At 38.9% G+C, this 22,049-nt stretch carries 26 protein-coding genes; 18 read left to right on the top strand and 8 right to left on the bottom strand.

Annotated elements, in window-relative coordinates; genetic code table 11:
- Positions 1-12 precede the first annotated feature (12 nt).
- The gene (locus tag HCJ30_RS03950) at positions 13-858 is read right to left on the bottom strand and encodes a mechanosensitive ion channel family protein (protein ID WP_185391583.1); all 846 of its coding nucleotides are present in this window, start codon (positions 856-858) and stop codon (positions 13-15) included.
- 371 nt (positions 859-1,229) lie between these two features.
- Between HCJ30_RS03950 and HCJ30_RS03955 the strand changes: the two genes are divergently transcribed.
- The 12 genes from HCJ30_RS03955 to HCJ30_RS04010 all read left to right on the top strand — a co-directional run bounded on the left by HCJ30_RS03955 (position 1,230) and on the right by HCJ30_RS04010 (position 11,687).
- Positions 1,230-2,423 carry a quaternary amine ABC transporter ATP-binding protein gene (locus tag HCJ30_RS03955; RefSeq protein WP_185391059.1) on the top strand — a complete coding sequence of 398 codons (1,194 nt, stop codon included), beginning with the start codon at positions 1,230-1,232 and terminating at the stop codon, positions 2,421-2,423.
- Positions 2,416-3,264: an ABC transporter permease gene (locus HCJ30_RS03960; RefSeq protein WP_008947397.1), complete on the top strand. Its 849-nt coding sequence runs from the start codon at positions 2,416-2,418 to the stop codon at positions 3,262-3,264. The genes HCJ30_RS03955 and HCJ30_RS03960 overlap by 8 nt, the downstream gene beginning before the upstream one ends.
- A gap of 13 nt (positions 3,265-3,277) precedes the next feature.
- Positions 3,278-4,180 (top strand): glycine/betaine ABC transporter substrate-binding protein, encoded by a 903-nt coding sequence (locus tag HCJ30_RS03965; RefSeq protein ID WP_003734321.1) that lies wholly within the window; start codon positions 3,278-3,280, stop codon positions 4,178-4,180.
- A gap of 114 nt (positions 4,181-4,294) precedes the next feature.
- Positions 4,295-4,786: a PTS sugar transporter subunit IIA gene (locus HCJ30_RS03970; protein ID WP_185391060.1), complete on the top strand. Its 492-nt coding sequence runs from the start codon at positions 4,295-4,297 to the stop codon at positions 4,784-4,786.
- A gap of 114 nt (positions 4,787-4,900) precedes the next feature.
- Positions 4,901-5,596 (top strand): copper homeostasis protein CutC, encoded by a 696-nt coding sequence (locus HCJ30_RS03975; protein WP_185391061.1) that lies wholly within the window; start codon positions 4,901-4,903, stop codon positions 5,594-5,596.
- Between the two features lie 80 nt (positions 5,597-5,676).
- Positions 5,677-6,549, top strand: coding sequence for a CvfB family protein (locus HCJ30_RS03980; RefSeq protein WP_185391062.1), 873 nt, complete (start codon positions 5,677-5,679; stop codon positions 6,547-6,549).
- 135 nt (positions 6,550-6,684) lie between these two features.
- Entirely contained in the window at positions 6,685-7,398 is a 714-nt protein-coding gene (gene liaF, locus HCJ30_RS03985; protein WP_003734006.1) for a cell wall-active antibiotics response protein LiaF, read from the top strand.
- On the top strand, positions 7,395-8,453 hold the full coding sequence (locus HCJ30_RS03990) for a sensor histidine kinase (RefSeq protein ID WP_185391063.1): 1,059 nt from the start codon (positions 7,395-7,397) through the stop codon (positions 8,451-8,453). Before liaF ends, HCJ30_RS03990 begins: the two co-directional genes overlap by 4 nt.
- The gene (locus tag HCJ30_RS03995; protein ID WP_003722886.1) at positions 8,450-9,088 is read left to right on the top strand and encodes a response regulator; all 639 of its coding nucleotides are present in this window, start codon (positions 8,450-8,452) and stop codon (positions 9,086-9,088) included. Before HCJ30_RS03990 ends, HCJ30_RS03995 begins: the two co-directional genes overlap by 4 nt.
- 18 nt (positions 9,089-9,106) lie before the next feature.
- The gene (locus HCJ30_RS04000; protein WP_003719245.1) at positions 9,107-9,766 is read left to right on the top strand and encodes a potassium channel family protein; all 660 of its coding nucleotides are present in this window, start codon (positions 9,107-9,109) and stop codon (positions 9,764-9,766) included.
- Positions 9,767-9,918: 152 nt separating this feature from the next.
- Complete coding sequence (locus HCJ30_RS04005) at positions 9,919-10,839, top strand: hypothetical protein (protein ID WP_185391064.1); 921 nt, start codon at positions 9,919-9,921, stop codon at positions 10,837-10,839.
- Complete coding sequence (locus HCJ30_RS04010; protein ID WP_185391065.1) at positions 10,836-11,687, top strand: FUSC family protein; 852 nt, start codon at positions 10,836-10,838, stop codon at positions 11,685-11,687. The genes HCJ30_RS04005 and HCJ30_RS04010 overlap by 4 nt, the downstream gene beginning before the upstream one ends.
- Positions 11,688-11,729: 42 nt before the next feature.
- On the opposite strand, the gene HCJ30_RS04015 is transcribed toward HCJ30_RS04010, so the two are convergent.
- From HCJ30_RS04015 to rpoY, 3 genes are all read right to left on the bottom strand, one after another.
- Positions 11,730-12,695 carry an LCP family glycopolymer transferase gene (locus HCJ30_RS04015; protein WP_185391066.1) on the bottom strand — a complete coding sequence of 322 codons (966 nt, stop codon included), beginning with the start codon at positions 12,693-12,695 and terminating at the stop codon, positions 11,730-11,732.
- Between the two features lie 107 nt (positions 12,696-12,802).
- The gene (gene rnjA, locus HCJ30_RS04020) at positions 12,803-14,470 is read right to left on the bottom strand and encodes a ribonuclease J1 (RefSeq protein WP_003722651.1); all 1,668 of its coding nucleotides are present in this window, start codon (positions 14,468-14,470) and stop codon (positions 12,803-12,805) included.
- 6 nt (positions 14,471-14,476) lie between these two features.
- Positions 14,477-14,686, bottom strand: coding sequence for a DNA-directed RNA polymerase subunit epsilon (gene rpoY, locus HCJ30_RS04025; RefSeq protein WP_185391067.1), 210 nt, complete (start codon positions 14,684-14,686; stop codon positions 14,477-14,479).
- Between the two features lie 482 nt (positions 14,687-15,168).
- On the opposite strand from rpoY, the gene HCJ30_RS04030 reads away from it, so the two are divergent.
- Positions 15,169-15,939 carry a Cof-type HAD-IIB family hydrolase gene (locus tag HCJ30_RS04030; protein WP_185391068.1) on the top strand — a complete coding sequence of 257 codons (771 nt, stop codon included), beginning with the start codon at positions 15,169-15,171 and terminating at the stop codon, positions 15,937-15,939.
- 17 nt (positions 15,940-15,956) lie between these two features.
- Here the strand turns inward: HCJ30_RS04030 and HCJ30_RS04035 are convergent, their stop codons facing one another.
- The 4 genes from HCJ30_RS04035 to HCJ30_RS04050 all read right to left on the bottom strand — a co-directional run bounded on the left by HCJ30_RS04035 (position 15,957) and on the right by HCJ30_RS04050 (position 18,726).
- Complete coding sequence (locus tag HCJ30_RS04035; RefSeq protein WP_185391069.1) at positions 15,957-16,760, bottom strand: DUF817 domain-containing protein; 804 nt, start codon at positions 16,758-16,760, stop codon at positions 15,957-15,959.
- A gap of 67 nt (positions 16,761-16,827) precedes the next feature.
- The gene (locus tag HCJ30_RS04040) at positions 16,828-17,409 is read right to left on the bottom strand and encodes a molybdenum cofactor guanylyltransferase (RefSeq protein ID WP_185391584.1); all 582 of its coding nucleotides are present in this window, start codon (positions 17,407-17,409) and stop codon (positions 16,828-16,830) included.
- Positions 17,390-18,052, bottom strand: coding sequence for an ATP-binding cassette domain-containing protein (locus HCJ30_RS04045; RefSeq protein WP_185391070.1), 663 nt, complete (start codon positions 18,050-18,052; stop codon positions 17,390-17,392). The genes HCJ30_RS04040 and HCJ30_RS04045 overlap by 20 nt, the downstream gene beginning before the upstream one ends.
- A gap of 2 nt (positions 18,053-18,054) precedes the next feature.
- Positions 18,055-18,726: a molybdate ABC transporter permease subunit gene (locus tag HCJ30_RS04050; protein WP_185391071.1), complete on the bottom strand. Its 672-nt coding sequence runs from the start codon at positions 18,724-18,726 to the stop codon at positions 18,055-18,057.
- A gap of 107 nt (positions 18,727-18,833) precedes the next feature.
- On the opposite strand from HCJ30_RS04050, the gene modA reads away from it, so the two are divergent.
- The 5 genes from modA to moaD all read left to right on the top strand — a co-directional run bounded on the left by modA (position 18,834) and on the right by moaD (position 22,037).
- The gene (modA, locus tag HCJ30_RS04055) at positions 18,834-19,604 is read left to right on the top strand and encodes a molybdate ABC transporter substrate-binding protein (RefSeq protein WP_185391072.1); all 771 of its coding nucleotides are present in this window, start codon (positions 18,834-18,836) and stop codon (positions 19,602-19,604) included.
- Between the two features lie 94 nt (positions 19,605-19,698).
- Positions 19,699-20,922: a molybdopterin molybdotransferase MoeA gene (locus HCJ30_RS04060; RefSeq protein WP_185391073.1), complete on the top strand. Its 1,224-nt coding sequence runs from the start codon at positions 19,699-19,701 to the stop codon at positions 20,920-20,922.
- Positions 20,901-21,386 carry a molybdopterin-guanine dinucleotide biosynthesis protein B gene (gene mobB / locus HCJ30_RS04065; RefSeq protein ID WP_185391074.1) on the top strand — a complete coding sequence of 162 codons (486 nt, stop codon included), beginning with the start codon at positions 20,901-20,903 and terminating at the stop codon, positions 21,384-21,386. Before HCJ30_RS04060 ends, mobB begins: the two co-directional genes overlap by 22 nt.
- Positions 21,383-21,805, top strand: a complete 423-nt coding sequence (locus tag HCJ30_RS04070) for a molybdenum cofactor biosynthesis protein MoaE (RefSeq protein WP_185391075.1) — start codon at positions 21,383-21,385, stop codon at positions 21,803-21,805. Before mobB ends, HCJ30_RS04070 begins: the two co-directional genes overlap by 4 nt.
- On the top strand, positions 21,789-22,037 hold the full coding sequence (moaD, locus tag HCJ30_RS04075) for a molybdopterin converting factor subunit 1 (protein ID WP_185391076.1): 249 nt from the start codon (positions 21,789-21,791) through the stop codon (positions 22,035-22,037). The genes HCJ30_RS04070 and moaD overlap by 17 nt, the downstream gene beginning before the upstream one ends.
- Positions 22,038-22,049 lie beyond the last annotated feature (12 nt).

Here is a 22,049-nt window from a genome sequence, read left to right on the forward strand (position 1 = left end):
ATTTACGTCTTTTTAATTATTATTTGGTCCGAATGTGCTTACAAAATTGAGCGGTAATTCGATTTCATTTTCTGCGAGTGCTTCGCGGATATCTTTGAGTAAATCGCGTTGAACAGAGTACTGCTCACCGTTCACGGCTTTACCTACCACTCGAATCATCATATTTGTTGCATCGATGTTTTGCACACCTAACACAACAGGGGGTTCTACGATATTTTTGTTTTCTTTTGCAGCAACTTCACAAACCTCACTAATAATTGCAATTGCTTTTTCCGGATCTTCATGCGGACTAATTTGAATGTCCACCATTACTCGCATATTGCCGCGCGAATGATTACTAACGACCATAATTTGTCGGTTAGGAATGAAATGAAGCGTGCCATCAAAATCACGTACCTGCGTTGTTCTAAGTCCCAGTGCCTCAACAGTTCCATTGACGAGCCCAATTGTAATCGTATCGCCAACATCAAGTTGTCGTTCAAGCAGAATAAAAAATCCAGTTACCACGTCACTAACAAGCCCTTGTGCACCAAACGCGATTGCCAAACTCGCAACCCCAGCGCTCGCAATAATCGCTGTAACGTCCATAAAGTTCTGTAATAATAAAATCGCAAAAGTGAAAAATAAAACATAACCGTAAAAATTAGAAATTAAGCTCTCTAACGTATCCGCCCGACCAACAGAAACGGCTTGTTGCTGCCGATACTTGCGGAAGAAACTACGAATAATCTTATTACCAACTACGCGAAAAATAAAATAAAGAACAATTAATATCGCAATTTTTATCCCAACAGAAATAATATGATTCCAAAATTGTTCCCAATCAATCGAATTGAACCACTTTTTGAGTAAATTCATCTTTTGGTCCACATCCTTTGAAAGATCTCCATCCATTTCATCTCCCCCTTTCTAATGAAATGTCCTTTTCTATTCTAACAAATATTTTACAAAAATGCTGTTATAAAAAATAAATTTTCACTAGAAAACGCCTATTTTTCTCGAAAAATCGCGCTTTTTTTCAAAAAAAATTTAAAAACTGTTAGCCACTCTTGTAGTAAGATGGAGGCGCTTTCTCAAAAGTTCAAAAACGCGCAAACCAAACTGTATGATGTGAAACTAAGCCGAAACTTGTGTACAATGATAAATGTTATTGCTTTTTTTAAAAGTGATATGGGCCGAATTTTTGCCTAGTAAATAATTCAATCTAAAAAAAGAAAGGGGATTTTATTTTGAGTAAGATTAAAGTAGAAGAGCTAACGAAGATTTTCGGAAAAAAGGCTTCCAAAGCATCTTCTTTACTTTCTCAGGGGAAATCGAAAACAGATATTTTGAAAGAAACAGGCGCGACAATTGGTGTGAATAAAGCATCTTTTAGCGTAGAAGAAGGCGAGATTTTCGTTATTATGGGGCTTTCTGGTAGTGGGAAGTCGACTTTGGTACGACTTTTAAACCGTCTAATTGAGCCTACGAGCGGAAAAATTTGGCTTGACGGAAAAGAACTATCCAGTCTAAATAAAAAAGAACTTTTGGAAGTTAGAAGAAAAAGCATGAGTATGGTCTTCCAAAACTTTGGTTTATTTCCTAACAGAACGATTAATCGCAATGTTGAATACGGTCTTGAAATTCAAGGAATGGACAAAGACGAACGTGAGAAAAATGCAGCAGAATCGCTTGCACTTGTTGGTTTAGCTGGTTATGGCGATCAATATCCTTCGCAACTTTCTGGTGGGATGCAGCAACGTGTAGGTCTGGCGAGAGCACTTGCGAACAATCCGGACATTTTATTAATGGATGAAGCATTCTCCGCACTTGACCCACTTAATCGAAAAGACATGCAAGATCAATTACTAGATTTACAAGATAAAATGAAAAAAACGATTATCTTTATTACCCATGATCTGGATGAGGCGCTTCGGATTGGTGACCACATCATGATTATGCGTGATGGTTCCGTCGTTCAAACAGGTTCTCCGGAAGAAATTCTGGCACATCCAGCCAATGAATACGTCGAAAAATTCATTGAAGATGTTGACCGTTCGAAAGTCTATACAGCGAGCAACGTGATGATTCGTCCAGAAATCGTTAATTTTGAAAAAGATGGTCCGCGTGTTGCGCTTAAACGGATGCGTGAAGCTGGAACTTCCAGTGTATTCGTTGTGAAACGTAATCGTGAGCTAGTTGGTATTGTCCATGCTGCTGAAGTATCAAAACTTGTAAAAGAAAATATTACTTCACTTGAAACGGCTCTACATCGTGATGTGCCAACAACTGGCCTAGATACGCCGCTTGCAGAAATTATGGATACAATCTCGACAACGACGATTCCAATCGCTGTAACAGAAGATGGAAAACTAAAAGGAATTATCATTCGCGGATCCGTTCTGGCCGCACTTTCTGGAAACGAGGTGAACGTTAATGCCTAATATTCCAACGATTCCATTAGCTAGTTGGATTGACAAATTAGTGGATGGCTTAACGCAATTTGAAGGATTTTTTAATGTAATTACAAATATCATTGGCGGGATTGTGGACGCATTCCAATGGGTGTTCGACTTAGTTCCACCGTGGTTATTTATAATTTTACTTGTACTTGGAACATTTTGGGTAAATCGTAAAGGCAAAAAATGGGGTTTAATTACTTTTGAAGTTGTCGGTTTACTTTTAATTTGGAACTTAGATTTCTGGCGTGATATGACGCAAACATTAACGCTCGTACTGACAAGTAGTTTAATCGCGCTTGTTATCGGGGTTCCACTTGGTATTTGGATGGCAAAAAGCAATATCGTCGAAAGTATCTTTAAACCGGTGCTCGACTTTATGCAAACCATGCCGGCCTTTGTTTACTTAATTCCAGCCGTAGCATTTTTCGGAATTGGAATGGTTCCAGGGGTTGTGGCTTCTGTTATTTTCGCAATGCCTCCAACTGTTCGTATGACTAATCTAGGTATTCGCCAAGTTTCAACAGAGCTTGTAGAAGCAGCCGATTCGTTCGGTTCAACACCTTGGCAAAAACTTTGGAAAGTACAGCTACCAATGGCGAAATCAACCATGATGGCTGGGATTAACCAAAGTATCATGTTAGCACTTTCTATGGTCGTAATTGCTTCGATGATCGGTGCGATGGGACTTGGAACACGTGTTTACTTCGCAGTAGGACGTAATGACGCTGGTGGTGGATTTGTCGCTGGGATTGCGATTGTTATTGTAGCAATCATCCTAGACCGTCTGACACAAGCCTTCAATAAAAAAGCGAAATCAGAATAAGGAGGAGAGTAGATTGCTAAAAAAATTAATCACCACCGCAGTTTTGGCTATGCTTATTTTCACTTTAGCAGCCTGCGGGACAACCCTTGCTCCTTATGACGCGAAAAAAGATTTAGGCGAACAAATCAATTATACAATCACTGGAATTGATGCAGGAGCAGGAATTATGCTTGCCACACAAAATGCGATTAAAGATTACCATTTAGATGATGATAATTGGCAGTTACAAACAAGTTCGACTGCGGCAATGACTAGTACACTTCAAAAAGCGATGAAAGATAAGCGCCCGATTGTTGTAACTGGTTGGACCCCACACTGGATGTTTACAAAATTTGATTTGAAATTTTTAGACGATCCCAAAAATGTCTATGGTAACGCAGAAAATATCCACACAATCGTACGCAAAGGCTTAAAAGAAGATAAACCCTCCGCGTACCAAGTGTTAGATAATTTCTTCTGGACCGCAGAAGACATGTCTGAGGTAATGCTAGAAGTGAATGACGGCGTTGACCCAGAAGAAGCAGCCAAAAAATGGATTAAAAATAATCCAGAAAAAGTGGCAAAATGGACAGATGGCGTTGAAAAAGTAGATGGTGATGAAATCAAGTTAACTTATGTAGCTTGGGATTCTGAAATTGCCTCCACAAACGTTGTCGCAGAAGCATTAAAACAAGTTGGCTACAAACCGACGATCCAAGCAATGGAAATTCAACCAATGTGGGCATCTGTCGCAACGGACGCAGCAGATGGAATGGTTGCAGCATGGCTTCCAAACACTTCCGGAATCTACTACAAAGATTATAAAGGGAAGTTTGAAGATTTAGGGCCGAACTTAAAAGGTGCAAAAATTGGCCTTGCAGTTCCAAAATACATGACGAATATCAATTCCATTGAAGATTTGAAAACAAGCAAATAAACTTTTGAAAAGACACGAAGAAGTTCAAGTCTTACTTGATACTTTCTCCGTGCCTTTTTTTCTCTATAAGGGTAAAATAATAGTTGATTTATGAAATTGCTAGGAGGAAGATGAATGTTTAAAAAATTTCTAAAAAAGACAAAACAAGAAGTAGTATACGCGCATGTCACTGGACAAGTTATCGCATTAGAAGATGTTCCAGATCCAGTTTTTAATCAAAAAATGATGGGAGAAGGCATTGCAATTAAACCAGAAACAGGCACAATTGTTGCTCCCGTAGATGGAAAAATTATTCAACTTGCGGAAACGAAGCATGCTTTTGGTATTCGTACAGATATGGGACAAGAAATTCTTGTACACATTGGCTTAGAAACGGTATCTCTAAACGGCGAGGGCTTCAATGTTTTAGTAAGTGTGGGCGATAAAGTAAAAGTAGGCGATCCTATCGTGGAAGCAGACTTTGATTTCATCGAAAAAAATGCTGCAAGTACTGTTGTACCAATGGTTATAACGAATAGTGCAGAAGGTAAATACGATTTTGATTTCCAAACTGTCACAAAAGCAGAAGCAGGGAAAACAGCAGTATTGACAACGAATTTAAAATAAGCGAACGAAAAAATCCGTGAAAGGGTAATTTCCTTTTCATGGATTTTTTAGTATTCATTTACGTGTTAAAAGGGTAGAATGAAGGTAATTAGTAATTAAAAGGAGCGGAATAATATGTTAGAAGTAATCGTTCAAAATCCAAGAGATGCCTACTTAGCTGAAAAATACGGCGCGAATAGAATGGAAGTAGTTTCGGCAATAAGTGAAGGTGGCCTGACGCCAAGTTATGGTGCGATTAAAGAAATCGTACGTGCTTCTAAGTTACCAGCAATGATGATGATTCGCCCACATAGTTTTTCGTTTGTTTATGATGAGCCGGCGAGAATCGTAATGGAACGAGATATCGAGCTTGCAAAAGAAGTTGGCGTAGCGGGAATTGTTTACGGTGGCATTACAGCAGACGGCGAAATCGATCAAGCCCTACTCGAAAAAGTGATTGAATGGAAAGGCGATTTAGACCTTACTTTCCACCGAGCACTGGAAGCAACCAAAGATATCGAAGCGAGTTACCAAGTTTTGCGTACATATGGAAAAGACATTAACCAATTACTCACTTCTGGCGGTACAGATAGCGCACTAGATTCCCTGCCGCGCCTAAAACGCTGGATCCAGGATAGTCAAGAAAACCCCGATTCATTCCAAATTTTAGTTGGAAGTGGCGTCAAACCCGAAAACATCGCGACCTTCCAAGCGACATTAAATCATACTGACTATCATGTAGGAAGTGCCGCAAGAGAAGCCAGTGATTTTTCCAAAGACATTTTAAAAGAAAAAATCGCTACATTACAACAACAAATAAACAATCACTGATTCTACGTAGCAGGTAGCCTTCCAAGCTTAGATACGCTATAATGAAACAAGACTATTCTTAATGAAAAGGTGGAAAAAAAGTGAATAACTATATTGGCAAAAGCCAAGTAATGACCGTAAAAGAAATCAAAGATACAGGTTGGCTTCTTGAAAAAGAAGACGTAACTGTTTTTTTATCTAAATCAAATACACATGAAACGGAACTTGCTGTTGGTGCAGAAGTAACCGTATTTATTTTTGTGGACTATGACCGCGAAATCGCAGCAACAACCATTATTCCAAAAATTCAAGTAGGACATTATGGCTGGGGCACGGTAACAGAAGTGCGCAAACATCTAGGCGTTTTTGTCGATATCGGCATTGAAAAAGACGTCGTTGTATCACTGGACGACCTGCCAGCATTACTGCACTTATGGCCTAAAAAAGAAGACCGCGTGATGATTGCACTGCGCGTAGATGAAGAAAATCGCGTTTGGGGTGTTCTAGCAGAAGAAGAACAATTCCGCGCCATTGCCGTTCGAGCAGAACAAGATTTATTTAACCAAAACATCGAAGGCACGATTTATCGTTTATTAAAAATAGGTTCATTTGTATTTACAGATGATTTCCATATTGGCTTTATTCATGAAAGCGAACGTACTTCCGAACCACGAATGGGTGAACGCGTAAAAGCACGTGTTATCGCCGTAAAACCAGATGGCTCGCTAAACTTATCGCTTCGTGGTAGATCACATGAAGTATTAAATGATGATGCGGAAATGATTTTAACGTATTTACGAAGTGTCGGTGGGGAAATGCCATTTGGCGATAAATCCGATCCAGATGCTATCCGTGCAAAATTTGGTATAAGCAAAGCGCAATTCAAGCGCGCACTTGGCACCCTATTAAAAGCGCGACGCATTACACAAGAAGACGGTGTAACGACGAAAATCACCGAAGAAACATCCGACTAAAGTAGTAGGGCATGTTCCAACTAGCGCGGTTTGTTTCCTTTAGCAAATCATCGCTATAATAAACACAGCATGTACAAAGTAGCAAAAATCGAGAAATAACTTTGTCAAAAGATGAACGCAAGGAGGTGTGTCAGCTTGAAAAAAATGGAAAGCTCGGTTGTTTTTGTATTTTTAATTGCGATTATTGTTGGTGTAGGACTAGAAATGTTATTCCAGTGGGAGCTACTTATTTTGTTTGCACTCGGGATATTTTTCATCTTTACTTCAAGAAAGGCAAGCGCAACGAAGAAAAGTGCGAGAAACTCATTATTTATTGGTATCGTATTTATCATTATCGCCGTGTTACTTACAACCACTTTTAAAGTAGGACTTGTTGTTGCGGGGATTTATGCGATCATTCACTATATTAGTCGAAAGCGGGCACCTCAATTATTAATGCTTAAAACGAGAGAACCGGACAGCAAGATTGACCGCACAGATAAATTTATTCGCAATCAATGGTTCGGTAACCAGCGTATACTTGATGTCGTATATGAATGGGATGATATCAATATTCAAACGGGAATTGGTGACACGATTCTCGATTTAGGAAATACAGTTCTTCCAACTGGTGAAAGTGTTATTATGATTCGTAGTGTGTCCGGCAAAATTCGGATTCTCGTTCCATTTGATATTGGGATTTGCATCGAACACTCCGCAATTTTTGGAAATATTCAATATGATAAAGAAAGCACCTCTATTCAAAATAATAGCATCAAGGTCTACTCAGATAATTACGAAAGTTCTGCGCGAAAAGTGAAAATCATGACTTCTGTAATCTTTGGAGATTTAGAGGTGATTAGGCTATGAGCTTTTCGAAACTAATGATGGTTGTTTGCTCCGGATTATTACTCGTTGCAACAGCTATCGGTACAGTCGGATACTATTTTTTTAGTGAAGGCTCTTGGTATAAAATCTTAATTGAACAAAAAATCTTTTACATTCCCTTTGTCGTCTTTGTTCCGCTGACAGCCATTTCGGTTGGGTTAATTATTGGCGGTTTGCTTGGCTATTTCGTGAAGCAAAAGTTTGAATCAATTGACTTCTCGATTCGGCTGCTCGGACAAGGCGATTTGGAGAAAAAGATTACGAGCGAAGAAGACGAAAACTTTTTAGAAGTACAGCAAGTATACAAGCAAATCGACCGCTTACGTGATAAAATGAAAGCACAAACAATTTTGACACAAAAACTTGCAAGCGATCGCGCGGAATCAACGGGCCAAACAAAAGAAGCTATTTTGTCAGAGGAACGGCACCGGATTGCTCGGGAATTACACGATTCAGTGAGCCAGCAGCTTTTTGCAGCAATGATGCTTTTATCAGCATTGAATGAACAAAGCGAAAAAAGCGCCACTCCAGCCATGCAAAAACAATTAAAAATGGTGGAATCGATCGTCAATGAATCCCAATCTGAGATGCGCGCACTTTTACTTCATTTACGTCCAACACAACTAGAAGGTAAATCGCTTAAAACTGGTATTGAACAATTATTAAAAGAATTAACGACCAAATTGCCTATCGAAGTCGAATGGCAAATTGAAGATATTAATTTGCAAAAAGGCATTGAAGATCATTTATTCCGTATCGTTCAAGAGCTACTATCCAATACTTTGCGCCATTCCAAAGCAAAATTATTAGAAGTACGTTTAGTCACAATGGACAATTTAGCTGTCATGAAAGTTGTCGATGATGGCGTTGGCTTTGATATGGATAATGTTCGCCAAGGCTCTTATGGCTTACAAAATATGCGAGAACGCGTTGCCGAATTTGGCGGCACCATCAAAATAATTAGTTTCCCAGGAAGAGGAACTAGTGTAGAAATAAAAATCCCACTTGTTGCGAAAAAGGACGTGGAAAGCGAATGATAAAAGTATTACTTGTAGATGATCATGAAATGGTACGTATCGGTGTTTCAGCTTATCTTTCTGTGCAAGATGACATGGAAGTTGTTGGTGAGGCAGAAAACGGACGTGAAGGCGCTGATATGGCTTTAGAATTACGCCCAGATATCATTTTAATGGATTTAGTTATGGACGAAATGGACGGCATCGAAGCCACAAAAGAAATTATGCAAAACTGGAAAGAAGCAAAAATCATCATCGTCACAAGCTTTATTGATGACGAAAAAGTATACCCAGCATTAGAAGCCGGGGCAAGCAGTTATATGCTAAAAACATCGACAGCAAGCGAAATTGCAGATGCGATTCGTGCTACATACGGCGGAGACTCTGTCCTTGAACCAGAAGTAACGGGCAAAATGATGCAAAGACTAACCGCTAAACCAGAAAAAAACTTACATGATGATTTAACAAATCGTGAAAATGAAATCTTGCTTTTAATTGCGGAAGGTAAGTCTAACCAAGAAATCGCCGATGAACTTTTCATCACGTTAAAAACGGTTAAAACGCATGTAAGTAATATTTTATCGAAATTAGATGTACAAGATCGTACGCAAGCGGCAATCTATGCATTTAAACATGACTTAGTAGAAAAAAAGTAGCCAGGAGGTAACGCACACATGAAAGAAGGATTTGCAGTCATCGGTCTTGGGCGATTTGGTGGAAGTATTTGTCGTTCATTAGTCGAGCAAGGAATGGAAGTACTTGCGATTGATTCAGATGAAGAACGCGTAAATGAATATATGTCGATTGCGACCCATGCAGTTATCGCCAATTCCACAGATGAAAATGCGCTTCGTCAATTAGGTATTCGTAACTTTGAACACGTAATCGTTGCCATTGGGGAAGATATTCAGTCGAGTATCTTAACGACACTGATTTTAAAAGAAATGGGCGTAAAATACGTTACGGCAAAAGCAACAAATGACAAGCACGCCAAATTGCTTGATAAAATTGGAGCTGACCGCGTTGTCCATCCTGAGCGGGACATGGGACGCCGAATTGCCCATTATATCGTATCGAAAAATATGCTTGATTATCTGGAACTTTCGGATGAATATAGCCTTGTCGAGATTTCGGTATCTGATCCGCGCTTCCTAGGAAAAAGCCTGGTGGATCTGGATTTCCGTAACTCTTTTGGTGTGAATATTGTCGGCATTAAAAAAGATAAACAAATGATCATTACTCCCGAAGCAAATGATGTTCTCCACGAAGGTGATATCCTCATTGTGATCGGTTCAGATGATGATATCGAACGCTTACAAGAAAAAATTCAATAAAAATAAAACCTATGCATGAATAAAAGATATGTAGCCATGTCGATTATATGCTTAGGTTTTTTACTTGTTTACGCTTTACTGCTTGCTATCTAGCCAGTTATTTTCTATGATAGTTACATAGCTTTACTTAAAGGGACAGGGGGAGAGAACAGATGAAGAAATTTTTGCTTGATAAAATCGGCGCTCGCGGACTTATTCAAATGTTGCAAGCATTTATTTACGCGAGTATTTGTGTGGTCGTCCATACAGTTATTTTCCCTGATTTAGCCGGAGTATTACCTATAGTAGTACTAATAGGGATTATTTCTATGCAACCTACATATGGAATTACTAGAAAAGTTATTCCCCAAATTGCACTAGCATTCACGTTAGCATGTTTATTTGTCATTATAAGTACTTATTTTTTCCCGATTAATGTGTATATTTATTATATTGTGATGATTGTTGTTATTTTAGCGGTGAACTTTATGATGCCGCAGAAATACATGGTGATGACGCTCGCAATTGGGACCGCGCTTTATTTCCTTGGAACGGACGATTTGCCTATGCCACTATATGTGATGGTCATTGTGGCGCTAATAGATGTGTTTGTGTTCTTTTTACTCGTTCAACTAGTCGTAAAATATGTCCATTTGCCGCTAGAAAAGACTGTTCAAACCATCATGAAGCAATTAGTAGGGCTTTTTGATAAGGAAATTAAAAGTGTATTCAAAAATAATGGCAAATTTATAACAAAACCGCTATATAGCATTTTTGTTCAATCGCAAATGTTTATTAAAGAATATAGCACAAGTAAAAAAGCGAATCCGCGTCATGTGGAACTGTATCAATCGTTACTACCGAATTATTTGCAACTATTTTTCCATATGCAAACGATGGAAGATATTGGCAGAGCTGGATTGTCAGAAGAAGCGAAACAGGCGCTTGCCAAGATTAATGTAGAAGTTTCTGATGAAATTAATGCAAAAGAAGTCGACCCAGTAGCCTCATTTCACGTGAAAAAATTTGTTGAGAACTTTCTAGCGGTGAAGGTTGGAATGGCTGAATTAGCTGAAGGGGGCGAGAAGAAATGAAAAAGATTTCTATGAGAGAACGTTTCGCTCTTGATCCTCGGGTGGCTAAAGTATTAATTAGTATTACGATTGCGGTGATACTTTTCCCGATTATGGGGGATTGGATTGTTTACCCAACTTATGTATTTAATGCCATTTATATTACGGCTCAAATGAGTAAAGGGGAGACGTATAAATCAAGCATCGAGCGGATTATCGGAACAATTGTCGGAGGATTACTTGCCGCATTTGTCTATTTGCTCGTGCCAAATCACCACTATATTATGATTCCAATTGGCGCAGCGCTCGCGGTCATGTTAAGTTATCTATTCACAAAAAAATTCACGATGGTTATTGTCGTTATCACGGTAATGGTTCTTGTCGGAAAAGGGGACGGGGAACCCATTGTGTTTTTAAGAGATAGACTTTTTGATACGATGATTGGTTTAGCTATCGGGTTCCTTGTGTATGCGCTGTATCCGCGAAAGAAAAACAAAAAATTGAATCAAGTGTTTATTTCTCAAGAAAAAGAAGTGTTAGAGCGAATAAAAGCAATCGACATCAATACAGAAGACGCCAAAGAGCTAGCTCCGAAAATAAAAGCGTTATGGAAGCAACTGATAGATTTAAGAAAAACACGCGAGCAAATTGTGACAGACAGCAGTTTTGTTCCGAGTTTAACATCTGATGAACCGATGCTCCATTTTACACGATTAGTCGAGCAGGCAATTAATAATATTGAAATTTTGTACCATGTGACGTTGGAAAAAGAGGAAGAACCGGATTATGAAGTTGTGTTTTCCTATCACCAACAAGCTTGTGCTAAAGTCATTACCGAGATGGATGCACTGATTAACAAACATAAATAAAAAGATGACTGAGGCTTTGATTAGCTTCAGTCATCTTTATTTTTATTCGGTAATATCTAAGCTCTTTTTAAACATGGAAATCACGCGTTCTAAGTCTGTTTGTTCAGGTGCAAAGTAATACAAGTTAAACCCGTAAGACTCGCTATAAATCATTTCCCCTTCACCTTTAAGTTCTTGGGAATCTACATTTTTTAGTACAGAAGAATAATTGGTTGCCATCGTAGTAATATCAGTCAGTGTCATATTTGTTTGGAAATTATCACCAACAGCTTTCATGATGCTTTCAAAATTGGAAACACCAGAGGAGCTTACGACTTTATTCGCAATACCGATAATAACATCACGTTGTCTATCTTGGCGACCAAAGTCACCGCGCGGATCTTCATGACGAATACGTACATATTGCAAAGCATCTGTGCCATTCAAGGTAATATCCCCTTTGACAAATTTGCTATTTACGACGGTTAAATCGATATCATTAGTAACAGTAATACCACCAACAGCGTCTACAAGGTCCTTAAAGCCCTCCATATTGATTGAAATGAAATAATCTACAGGAACTCCTGGCATAAGCTTTTCAACGGCTGAGACGGTTCCTGAGGGGCCGCCTTTAGAGTAGGAAGCATTAATTTTACCAATATCGCCATTTCCATAGTCTACTTTTGTATCACGGGGGATACTAACCATCTCTACGGCGTTTTGTTCTTTATTTGCGGTTGCAAGAATAATTGTATCAGCACGACCATTTGTTTCGCCAGGCCGAGCATCTGAACCCATTAATAATACAGAAAAGGGTTTTTTCTTTTCTAAGTCACTTGCTGTTTTATTGCTTGATTCTAGTGGTACATTTATTTTTGAAAAGGTATTTTGAACGGTGATGTAGTACTTCGCTGCTAATCCTGTTATTGAGAAAAAGATAATTCCTAAAAGGGTTACACTAGCAATTTTCATAACTTTAGTAAAAGTGGACGTTGTTTTTTGCTTCTTTTCAGTCCTAGTTTCTGTCATAAAATTTTCCTCGTCTTTCTATTTTGTTTGTTTAAACATACCATCGTCTTTGCAAGAAATCAACAAAAAACGATAAATGATGTTGAAACCATTTACCGTCTTTGAAACTATACTTCCATGATTATTGGTAAAATCATTGGACGTCGTTTTGTTTTCTCATATAAGAAAGGTTGCAACGTATCTGTAATTTCGTTCTTAATTTCAGACCATTGCGTTGTTTTTTGTTCCATTACTTTGTTTAGGTGACGTGTTAGGAGGCCTTGAGCTTCTCCGATTAGATTACCGGATTCACGCATATAGATGAAACCGCGTGAGATAATATCAGGTCCTGCCATGACACGAGAATTTTTCATATCAATAGATACAACGACGATTACAAGGCCTTCTTCAGAAAGAATGCGACGATCACGAAGGACAATATTACCGATATCGCCAATGCCGCTACCATCGATATAGACGCTTGCCGCATGGATTTTACCAGCGACATGGGCTGTTTCACTCGTTAAAGCAAGCACATCACCATTGGCCATAATGAAGCTGTTTTCTTCTGGAACACCACATTCTTCAGCGGATTCAGCATGGATTTTCTGCATTCTGAATTCCCCGTGAATTGGCATAAAGAATTTAGGTTTCATCAAACGTAGCATTAGTTTTTGCTCTTGTTGACCACCGTGACCGGAAGTATGGATATTGTTCACTTTACCGTGAATAACTTCTGCGCCAGCTTGATAAAGTAAATTGATTGTGCGGTTAACACTCGTTGTATTACCAGGAATTGGAGAAGACGAGAAGACTACCGTATCGCCTGGTTGAATTTGGATTTGACGGTGCGTGCCGTTAGCAATTCTTGATAGAGCTGCCATTGGTTCACCTTGACTTCCTGTACAAAGGATCGTCACATTTCCAGCGGGTGTTTTATTCAGTTGATGCACATCAATAAATGTATCTTTTGGTGCTTGAATATAACCTAATTGTTTACCGATTTCCATAGCAGATTCCATACTACGACCGAAAACAGCGATTTTACGGCCAGTTTCGATGGAGGATTCAACTACTTGTTGTAAACGATAGATGTTGGATGCAAAAGTGGCGAAGATGATTCGACCTTCTACATCGCGGAAAATGTTTTTAATACTTTCGCCAACAACGCGCTCACTCATCGTGAAATTTGGCACTTCAGCGTTTGTACTATCAGATAGTAAACAAAGAACGCCTTCTTTACCAATTTCCGCCATTTTTGTCAGGTTGGCTGGTTCGCCAACTGGTGTGAAATCGAACTTGAAGTCACCTGTATGAACGATGTTACCAGATGGAGTTTTGACAACAATACCATACGTATCAGGGATACTATGTGTTGTACGGAAGAAAGAGATGCTAGTTTTTCTGAATTTAAAAACGTCATCTTCTTCATATTCATAAATTTTGGTTTGACGAAGCAAGCCATGTTCTTCTAATTTGTTACGGATAAGTGCACTCGCAAGTTTTCCAGCGTAAATCGGGATATTAAGATCGCGAAGTAGGTAAGGAACGCCACCGATGTGATCTTCATGACCATGGGTGATAAAAAGTCCTTTAATCTTATCTTTGTTTTTTACTAAGTAACTGTAGTCAGGAATAACATAATCAATACCAAGAAGTTCGTCTTCTGGGAATTTGATACCTGCATCAATTAGAATAATTTCGTCTTGAAATTGTACGCCATATGTGTTTTTACCGATTTCGCCTAGTCCACCAAGGGCGAAAACAGCTGTCTCATTATTTTTAACAAATTTCATATAGGCTTATTTTTCCCAGAGCGCGAAGTCTGGGTTTTCCTTTTCATAAGCTAAGTGAGCATCACTAATTTGTTCAACAAATTCGATGTGGAAAGGCTCATCTTTTAAAAGTTGGCGTACTTTTACTTGGCTTTCCGCTTCTACGTATAGTGATTGTGTTTTTTCGCGTACGGGTGTTTCTGTCAGTGTTTCTTGATAAAATACTTTAAAAATCATGTTTTTCTCTCCTTAAAATTTAAGTTTAGTTTTTAAAAATAGATTTTCTGGTCGAAAATCTTATAATTATTCAATAATCATTGGCCTGCTTTCAGTTGTGGACTTAGTAGCAAGCGGATATGGGTGCACGAGATACTAACAATTAGGCATAAAAAAGACAAAGAAAAATTACCACAGACTAATGTATAAAAATAGCTGTGCACGTATGTTAAATTTCTTATCCGTTATAATTGCATACCTTTATTTTGGGAATTTGAAACAAATTTCCGAGTAAAAGATGTAATTATAAACTTTTTTTCACGTTCCATTGTCGTTCTACAAATGTTCATCCGATCTATATCCTTCATTCTAATATACCATAAATCGAGATAATTGCTACTAGAAAGCATAAATAATTTTGTCAAGCCTTTTATCATGTGGATTTTCTGCTATAATTTAAAGTAAGTGATTTAAAAATGGATAGAGGATTGAGGCGTTTATCGATGAGTAAAATTGTGTTTTTTGATGTAGATGGCACGCTTGTGGGTGAAACAAAAGAAATTCCCGAATCAGCAAAACAAGCGATTGCTAAATTGAAAGAAAATGGCGTTTATGTAGCCATTGCAACAGGTCGAGGTCCATTTATGCTCGACGAAATTAGAAAAGAACTGGATATTAATTCTTATATTTGCTATAACGGCCAATATGTTATTTTTGAAGGTAAAGAAATTTATGCTAAACCGTTACCAACAGAATCTTTAGAGCGACTAATTACGGTTGCATCTGAGCATGAGCATCCAATTGTTTTTTCTGGAAAAGACTCGATGCGTGCGAACTTGCCGGATCATGACCGCGTTACAATCGGGATGAATTCTATTAAAAGAGACTATCCTAAAGTCGATGCGAATTATTATAAAGGCCGCGATATTTTCCAATGTTTACTTTTTTGCGAAGAGTCGTATGATGCTTTTTACCGCGAAGAATTTAAACAATATGGATTCTTGCGCTGGCATGATGTTTCGGTAGATGTTTGTCCAGCAGATGGTTCTAAAGCGGAAGGCATCAAACAAATGATTAAAAAACTAGGCTTTTCGATGGAAGATACGTACGCATTTGGCGATGGGCTGAATGATATCGCGATGCTTCAAGCGGTCGGAACTGGTGTTGCGATGGGGAATGGGCGTGATGAAGTGAAAGCAGTGGCTGATTATGTCACAGATCATGTCGATGAAGATGGCGTCTATAAAGCGTTAGAACATCTAAAATTAATTTAAAACAAAAGCGAGACCACTTATTTTACGGTGGTCTCGCTTTTTACTGTTACTCGAGTCTGTTCCATTTTTTGTTTAACGAATTTGAGTTGTGCGACGATAATAATACTAATAATTACAAGCAAGTACCAACTCGTGATTTTCGAAACATGTACTGGGCGCCAAGCAACAAGCTGGTCAGGATAAGCCCAAGCACCGTAAAAACTAGCAATATTCTCAGCAAGATAAATAAAGAATGCTATACATAAAAAAGAAAAAGATAAAGGCATTTTGAGCTGAGTAGCGCTAACTTTAAAATAAACATAGGTTTTTCGGAACAAAACGAGTACTAAAACAATCAAAATCCAACGAAAATCAGGAATAAAATGATGCGTGAAAAAATTAGCGTAAATGGCGATACAAAGGGTACTAACCAACCAACTATTTGGCCAATTTGTCATATGAAGATCAAATCTCTTCCAAGCCTGACAAATATAACTCGCCACGCTTGAATACATAAAGCCACTATAAAGTGGCACGCCGAAAATTTTCATTAAACCAGGTTCCGGATAACTCCACGAACCCATATGTACCTTATAAATTTCAAGCCCAAGCCCGATAATATGAAACACCATAATCACTTTCAGCTCGTCCCACGTTTCGAGTCCAAACTTTATCAACAAAATTTGCGCTACAAGACAAATGATTAGCAACAAGTCATAACGCGCGATAAAAGGAATATCAATCAACTTTGTTAGTGCGAGTGAAATAAAAATAATGCCAGGAAAAATACAACAAAGTGCTTGCTTCCAAGTAAAAACCCAAAGTAAGCGGAAAAATTTCATAAAAAAACCTCTTCTCATGATTTTCTCTAGTTTACCAAATAATACTAAAGAAAAGGATAAGAAAAGGTTAAAAAAGTTCATTTTGGCGATTTATATTTTTAAATGGCGCTTCATTTTCAAACTCTAATGGTTGGGTGTCGAGTTTTTCGAGTAAAGCACGAACCCGATATTGCTCGTTTTGTAATAATTTATGTAGAATTTCACGTGCGTAGGGGATGTTCGCAACCAAATAATGATTCGCCTGTTTCGTTTTCGCATAATGATTGGGATAATCTGCGAGCCGCCCAATTTCCGCCAAAGTCAAAAAAGGCATATCAACCGGAAGTATCAAAAAATGAGCTTTCTGATAAGTCTGGGCTTGAACCATCACCGCATAAAGTCCACCAAGCGGCCCGAAATCAGTGTATTCTTCTTGGTCGGGAATAATTTGAATGGCTGTTTCGTTGCGGAAAATCTCGACCAAATTTGGATAAATTTCACGGTTCGCCGATATAAATACCCTCTCGCAAAGTGGCATCAATTTACTCGCTGTTAGTTCGACCCACGTTTTTCCAGTTGCCTCATCCAGAAAAAGTGCTTTTGGTTCTCCGAAACGGCTAGAGCGCCCACCGGCTAATAGGATGCCAACGTTAACTTTTTCGCTTTTCAAGTCGTCCATCTCGCATAACTAAAATTTCTTCGGTCATCATTTCAGCTTCCGAGGCATAATGCGTCACAAATATAACCGGAATATGGAAATCTTTCGCCATTTGTCCGACTAATTTCATACAAATCAAACGCGTTTCTTCATCTAATCCGTTGAAAGGTTCATCCAGTAAAAGTAATTTAGGTTCCGTAATCATCGCCCGCGCCATCGCGACACGTTGCTTTTCACCGCCAGAAAGTTTCTGAACAGAAGAATAAAGTAGATGGGAAATTTGCAGATAATCGCTCATTTTTCGCACTTGTTGTTGGATTTCTGCTTGTTCTTTTTTCTTCTTTTTCTTCACTTTTAAGCCGAAAGCAATATTTTCATAGACGTTCATATTTGGAAATAAAGCGAGGTTTTGGAATAAATAGCCTACTTTTCGCTCGGTTACGGGAAGGTGTAAGGAAATAGAAGAGTCGTCCCACGGGGTGCCGTCGAATTCGATAATCCCGCCATCGATGCTTTTTAAACCACTAACGCACTGAAACAATGTCGATTTTCCAGAGCCACTCGCGCCCATCATCGCCGTCACCGGTTTATCAAAAGTATAATCAATATTTAAATCATGAAAAGGAAGTTTTTTATGAAATTGTAGTCGCAGCATCGTTACATCCCCCTCGTTAAATTACTTTGACGCACGGTTAAAACGTGAATCACAAGTAAGGCAAATACGCCAATAATGACGTTAATTAGCCCAAGATAAATCGCTGTACGCATATCGCCTTGCTGCACCATAAAGTAAATACTAGAAGCAATCGTATCGGTTTTTCCTTCAATATAACCCGCTACCATCAAACTCGCTCCAAATTCACCCATCGCCCGGCAAAAACTAAGTAAAACGCCAGCTAAAATAGGTTGCCAACAATTCGGTAAAATAACTTTGGTGAAAATCTGTTTTTTATTCGCTGAAAGAGTCTCTGCTGCCCATACAAGTTCGTGATCAATCGATAAAAATGCTGACTTCAATCCTTGATACATAATCGGTAAAATAATAATCGTCGTCGCAACAATAGCACCACTAAGGGAAAAAATAAAACTAAAATCAAACGTATCCCAAAGCATACCACCGATAAAGTCATTGCGGCCGAGAACGTTCAGTAATACTAAACCAACCACAGTTGGCGGCAAAACTAGCGGAAGTAAAATCAAAATCTCCACTAATAACTGAAAACGCGATTTTCGCCCCGTAAAATAATAACTAAGTGGTAGCATCGTCATAAATGCGAGAAACGTAGAAATGGTGGCAACAAGTAATGTATGCCAAACAGATGTAAACATAAATCTCCTCCTGAACAGCCCTTTAGTACTTCTATTATTATCGTTCTCTCTGGTATAAAATGTCAAACTTAAGTACAATGAAACTAAATAAAAAAGGGGGATGAACGATGAAAAAACTAGCTTTAGTCATAATTGGTGGATTATTACTACTTTTAACGGCCTGTGGGGATACATCCGAGCAAGAAAAAACCACAACAATACATATTTCGGCAGCGGCAAGTTTGAAAGATACGATGGATGACATAAAACCACTTTTTGAAAAAGCGAACCCGACTATTAAATTATCTTTTGATTTTGGTGGCTCTGGGCAAATTCGCGAACGTGTCGAAAGTGGTGCGCCGATTGATGGTGTCCTTTTAGCAAGTAAAAAAGATGCGGATACATTAAGTAAACAAAATTTAGCAGAAGATACGAAAGAATTTGCGGGGAATGAACTGGTTCTAATTGAACCGAAAAATGCCGAGCAGACGAAAGATGCGAATGTAGAACAATTACTAAATGACGCGAGCAAAATTGCTATCGGAGATCCAGAATCAGTTCCAGCCGGCGCCTATGCCAAGCAAACGCTAGAAAACTTAAATCTTTATAATACCGAAAAAGCAAAACTCGTTCTTGCAACGGATGTTCGCCAAGTTTTATCCTATGTAGAAGCGGGGAATGCAGACGCTGGTTTTGTGTACCAGACAGATGCTTTATTAAGCAAAAAAGTACAAGTGAAAGCGAAAATTGACGAAAAACTGCATGATTCAATTGCTTACTATAGCGCACAAGTAAGCGATTCAGAGAAAAAAGAAGCAACAGCTACATTCCTTGATTTTATGAATAAAGCAGAATCGCAAAAAATACTGGAAAAATACGGATTTAAAGCCGCTAATTAAGGAGAAGTCGCTTTACTTTTTAAAACGAGAAAACTCCTGTATATTGGTACTAAAGAAAACGCATACATGATTTATAGAAGGGAAGTGCGCCCAGATGATTGAAAAGAGAAACACCATTAGAATGGAGCAGGCGAGAGAAGTTTTGTGTAACCAAATAACGCATCTTCCGGTAGAACGAAAAAACGTGACAAAGGCGCTAAATCAGGTTTTACAAGAACCAATTTTTGCGCCATTTCCTGCACCGTATTTTCGACGTTCTGGTTATGATGGGTTTGCAATTACAGAAGCGGATGACGGGAATTATCCAATTACTTTATGTGTTGTGGCCGAGGTTCCGTGCGGTGAAACATACGATAAACCGCTAAAACAGGGCGAAACTGTCCGAATCATGACAGGAGCTAAAGTGCCAGACAATGCTTCGAAAATTATTATGCTGGAACAATCAAGGGAAGCGGATAACGAGCATGAAATCGTACTTATTAATACGCAAAAATCAAGTAATATTACAGAAATCGGCGCCGAATTTGCGAAAGGGGATTTACTGCTAGATCGGGGACATACTTTGAATGCAGGTTCCATCAGTTTGTTGTCCTCATTTGGCATTCATGAAGTACAAGTGATTCGGAAACCAAAAGTAGCGATTTTATCGACAGGTAGTGAACTTGTTCCTGCTGGTAATCCGCTTCCGGACGGGAAAATTTATAATAGCAATCAGCCGTTACTTGAAAATCTACTAACCGTGCATCATGCGGAAATTTGTGCCGCTGAGCAACTGCCAGACAACTACGAAGATACGAAAAATAGATTGCTTGAACTGACCGAGATAGCAGATTTAATCGTTACTACTGGCGGCGTTTCCGTAGGTGATTTTGACTTTATGGCGGATATTGCTACACAAGAAGCAGCATTACTTTTTAATAAAATTCAAATGCGGCCAGGTAGCCCGACAACTGGAATGTGGTTGAATAATACGCTGATTATTGCGCTTTCTGGAAATCCCGGCGCATGTTTTACTGGTTTCTATTTGTTAGTAGAGCCTGTTTTAGCAACGTTAATGGGCAAAGATGCAACCGCAACGACCCATGTTCGCGCAAAAATGGCGGACGACTACACGAAAAATAATGGCTTTGATCGATTTTTACGCGGAACTTATCGCTTATCTAATGAAGGAGAATATTTGGTCGAACTGGTCGGCAGTGATATGTCGAGTGCGCTCGGGAATCTCCATCTCACCACTTGTTTATTTAAAATCCCGCGCGGTCAAGTCGGGAAATTAAAAGGAGAAGAGGTCGAAGCATGGCTACTATCCTCCAAATAATCGGTTTTAAAAATAGCGGAAAAACAACTTTGCTTAATGCTTTAATTCGAGCGAGTCGCAAAGAAAACTACTCGGTTTCGGCGATAAAACATGATGCGCATGACTTTTCCGTTGATCATGCTGGAACGGATTCCTACTCTTTTCAAGAAAGTGGTGCAGAGGCGGTTGTGATTGCGAATTCCAGACAATATGCAGTGATGGAACAAGCGGGTATCGATTTAAAAACAGCCATCCAAAAGCTCCCGAATTCAGATATTATTTTAGTGGAAGGCTACAAAGAAGGTCCGTTTCCCAAAATCATTTTAATTCGCGAAAAAGCCGAAATCGAGCTTTTAAAAAATAGCAAAGCCGTCCATAAAATCGCCACTCATAACCCAGCTTTAAAAGAAGAAGCGATTTTTATTGGCGAGGAAAAAGCTTTAAATGCATTTGCCGAAAAGCTAATCAAGGAGTTTTTACAATGAAATATGTCGCATTACAACATGAAAAAATCGAAATCGGACCACTTTCTGATAAACTAATCAATAAAAATCACGGCGGAATCAATCTGTTTGTCGGTACGATTCGCGAATGGACAGGCGAGATTCAAACAGAAGAAATTCGGTACACTTCCTACGAAGAAATGGCGCTGAAAGAATTAAACAAGTTAGCGAGAGAAGTAGAAGCGAAGTGGGGGGCAGATGTCGTCATCGTCCACCGACTAGGGCTTCTGCAAATAACCGATATCGCAGTGTTTATCGGTGTCTCAACACCACATCGGGCTGCTTGCTATGAAGGTTCGCGATATATCATTGAACGCTTGAAAGAACGGGTACCTATTTGGAAAGAAGAAAAAGATGTCGATAAAACAAGGTGGGGTGGCATAGATGCTAACAACGGTTAAATTTTTCGCTTTTTTAGCCGAGAAAACACATCAAACAGAAGTAAAATTGAACTTGCAACAATGCCAAACAGTTGGTGAAGTTCGCGAAGTTATTAGTAGTGAATTTCCCGAAATCGCTGTGGATTTGGCGACATGTATGTTAGCGGTCAATATGGAGTTTCAGCATGACGAAGACCTTTTACCAGAAGAAATAACCGAAATCGCAGTCATTCCGCCAGTAAGCGGTGGATAAGGAGGGGAACAG

The organism is Listeria cossartiae subsp. cossartiae, assembly GCF_014224155.1.
GTDB classification, from domain to species: domain Bacteria; phylum Bacillota; class Bacilli; order Lactobacillales; family Listeriaceae; genus Listeria; species Listeria cossartiae.

Excerpts from the sequence above, each read along its gene's own strand:
- HCJ30_RS03950 (WP_185391583.1), bottom strand. The coding sequence starts at position 858 with ATGAATTTACTCAAAAAGTGGTTCAATTCGATTGATTGGGAACAATTT.
- HCJ30_RS03960 (WP_008947397.1), top strand. The coding sequence starts at position 2,416 with ATGCCTAATATTCCAACGATTCCATTAGCTAGTTGGATTGACAAATTA.
- HCJ30_RS03970 (WP_185391060.1), top strand. The coding sequence starts at position 4,295 with ATGTTTAAAAAATTTCTAAAAAAGACAAAACAAGAAGTAGTATACGCG.
- HCJ30_RS03975 (WP_185391061.1), top strand. The coding sequence starts at position 4,901 with ATGTTAGAAGTAATCGTTCAAAATCCAAGAGATGCCTACTTAGCTGAA.
- HCJ30_RS03990 (WP_185391063.1), top strand. The coding sequence starts at position 7,395 with ATGAGCTTTTCGAAACTAATGATGGTTGTTTGCTCCGGATTATTACTC.
- HCJ30_RS03995 (WP_003722886.1), top strand. The coding sequence starts at position 8,450 with ATGATAAAAGTATTACTTGTAGATGATCATGAAATGGTACGTATCGGT.
- HCJ30_RS04000 (WP_003719245.1), top strand. The coding sequence starts at position 9,107 with ATGAAAGAAGGATTTGCAGTCATCGGTCTTGGGCGATTTGGTGGAAGT.
- HCJ30_RS04005 (WP_185391064.1), top strand. The coding sequence starts at position 9,919 with ATGAAGAAATTTTTGCTTGATAAAATCGGCGCTCGCGGACTTATTCAA.
- HCJ30_RS04010 (WP_185391065.1), top strand. The coding sequence starts at position 10,836 with ATGAAAAAGATTTCTATGAGAGAACGTTTCGCTCTTGATCCTCGGGTG.
- HCJ30_RS04015 (WP_185391066.1), bottom strand. The coding sequence starts at position 12,695 with ATGACAGAAACTAGGACTGAAAAGAAGCAAAAAACAACGTCCACTTTT.
- rnjA (WP_003722651.1), bottom strand. The coding sequence starts at position 14,470 with ATGAAATTTGTTAAAAATAATGAGACAGCTGTTTTCGCCCTTGGTGGA.
- rpoY (WP_185391067.1), bottom strand. The coding sequence starts at position 14,686 with ATGATTTTTAAAGTATTTTATCAAGAAACACTGACAGAAACACCCGTA.
- HCJ30_RS04030 (WP_185391068.1), top strand. The coding sequence starts at position 15,169 with ATGAGTAAAATTGTGTTTTTTGATGTAGATGGCACGCTTGTGGGTGAA.
- HCJ30_RS04035 (WP_185391069.1), bottom strand. The coding sequence starts at position 16,760 with ATGAAATTTTTCCGCTTACTTTGGGTTTTTACTTGGAAGCAAGCACTT.
- HCJ30_RS04045 (WP_185391070.1), bottom strand. The coding sequence starts at position 18,052 with ATGCTGCGACTACAATTTCATAAAAAACTTCCTTTTCATGATTTAAAT.
- HCJ30_RS04050 (WP_185391071.1), bottom strand. The coding sequence starts at position 18,726 with ATGTTTACATCTGTTTGGCATACATTACTTGTTGCCACCATTTCTACG.
- modA (WP_185391072.1), top strand. The coding sequence starts at position 18,834 with ATGAAAAAACTAGCTTTAGTCATAATTGGTGGATTATTACTACTTTTA.
- HCJ30_RS04060 (WP_185391073.1), top strand. The coding sequence starts at position 19,699 with ATGATTGAAAAGAGAAACACCATTAGAATGGAGCAGGCGAGAGAAGTT.
- mobB (WP_185391074.1), top strand. The coding sequence starts at position 20,901 with ATGGCTACTATCCTCCAAATAATCGGTTTTAAAAATAGCGGAAAAACA.
- HCJ30_RS04070 (WP_185391075.1), top strand. The coding sequence starts at position 21,383 with ATGAAATATGTCGCATTACAACATGAAAAAATCGAAATCGGACCACTT.
- moaD (WP_185391076.1), top strand. The coding sequence starts at position 21,789 with ATGCTAACAACGGTTAAATTTTTCGCTTTTTTAGCCGAGAAAACACAT.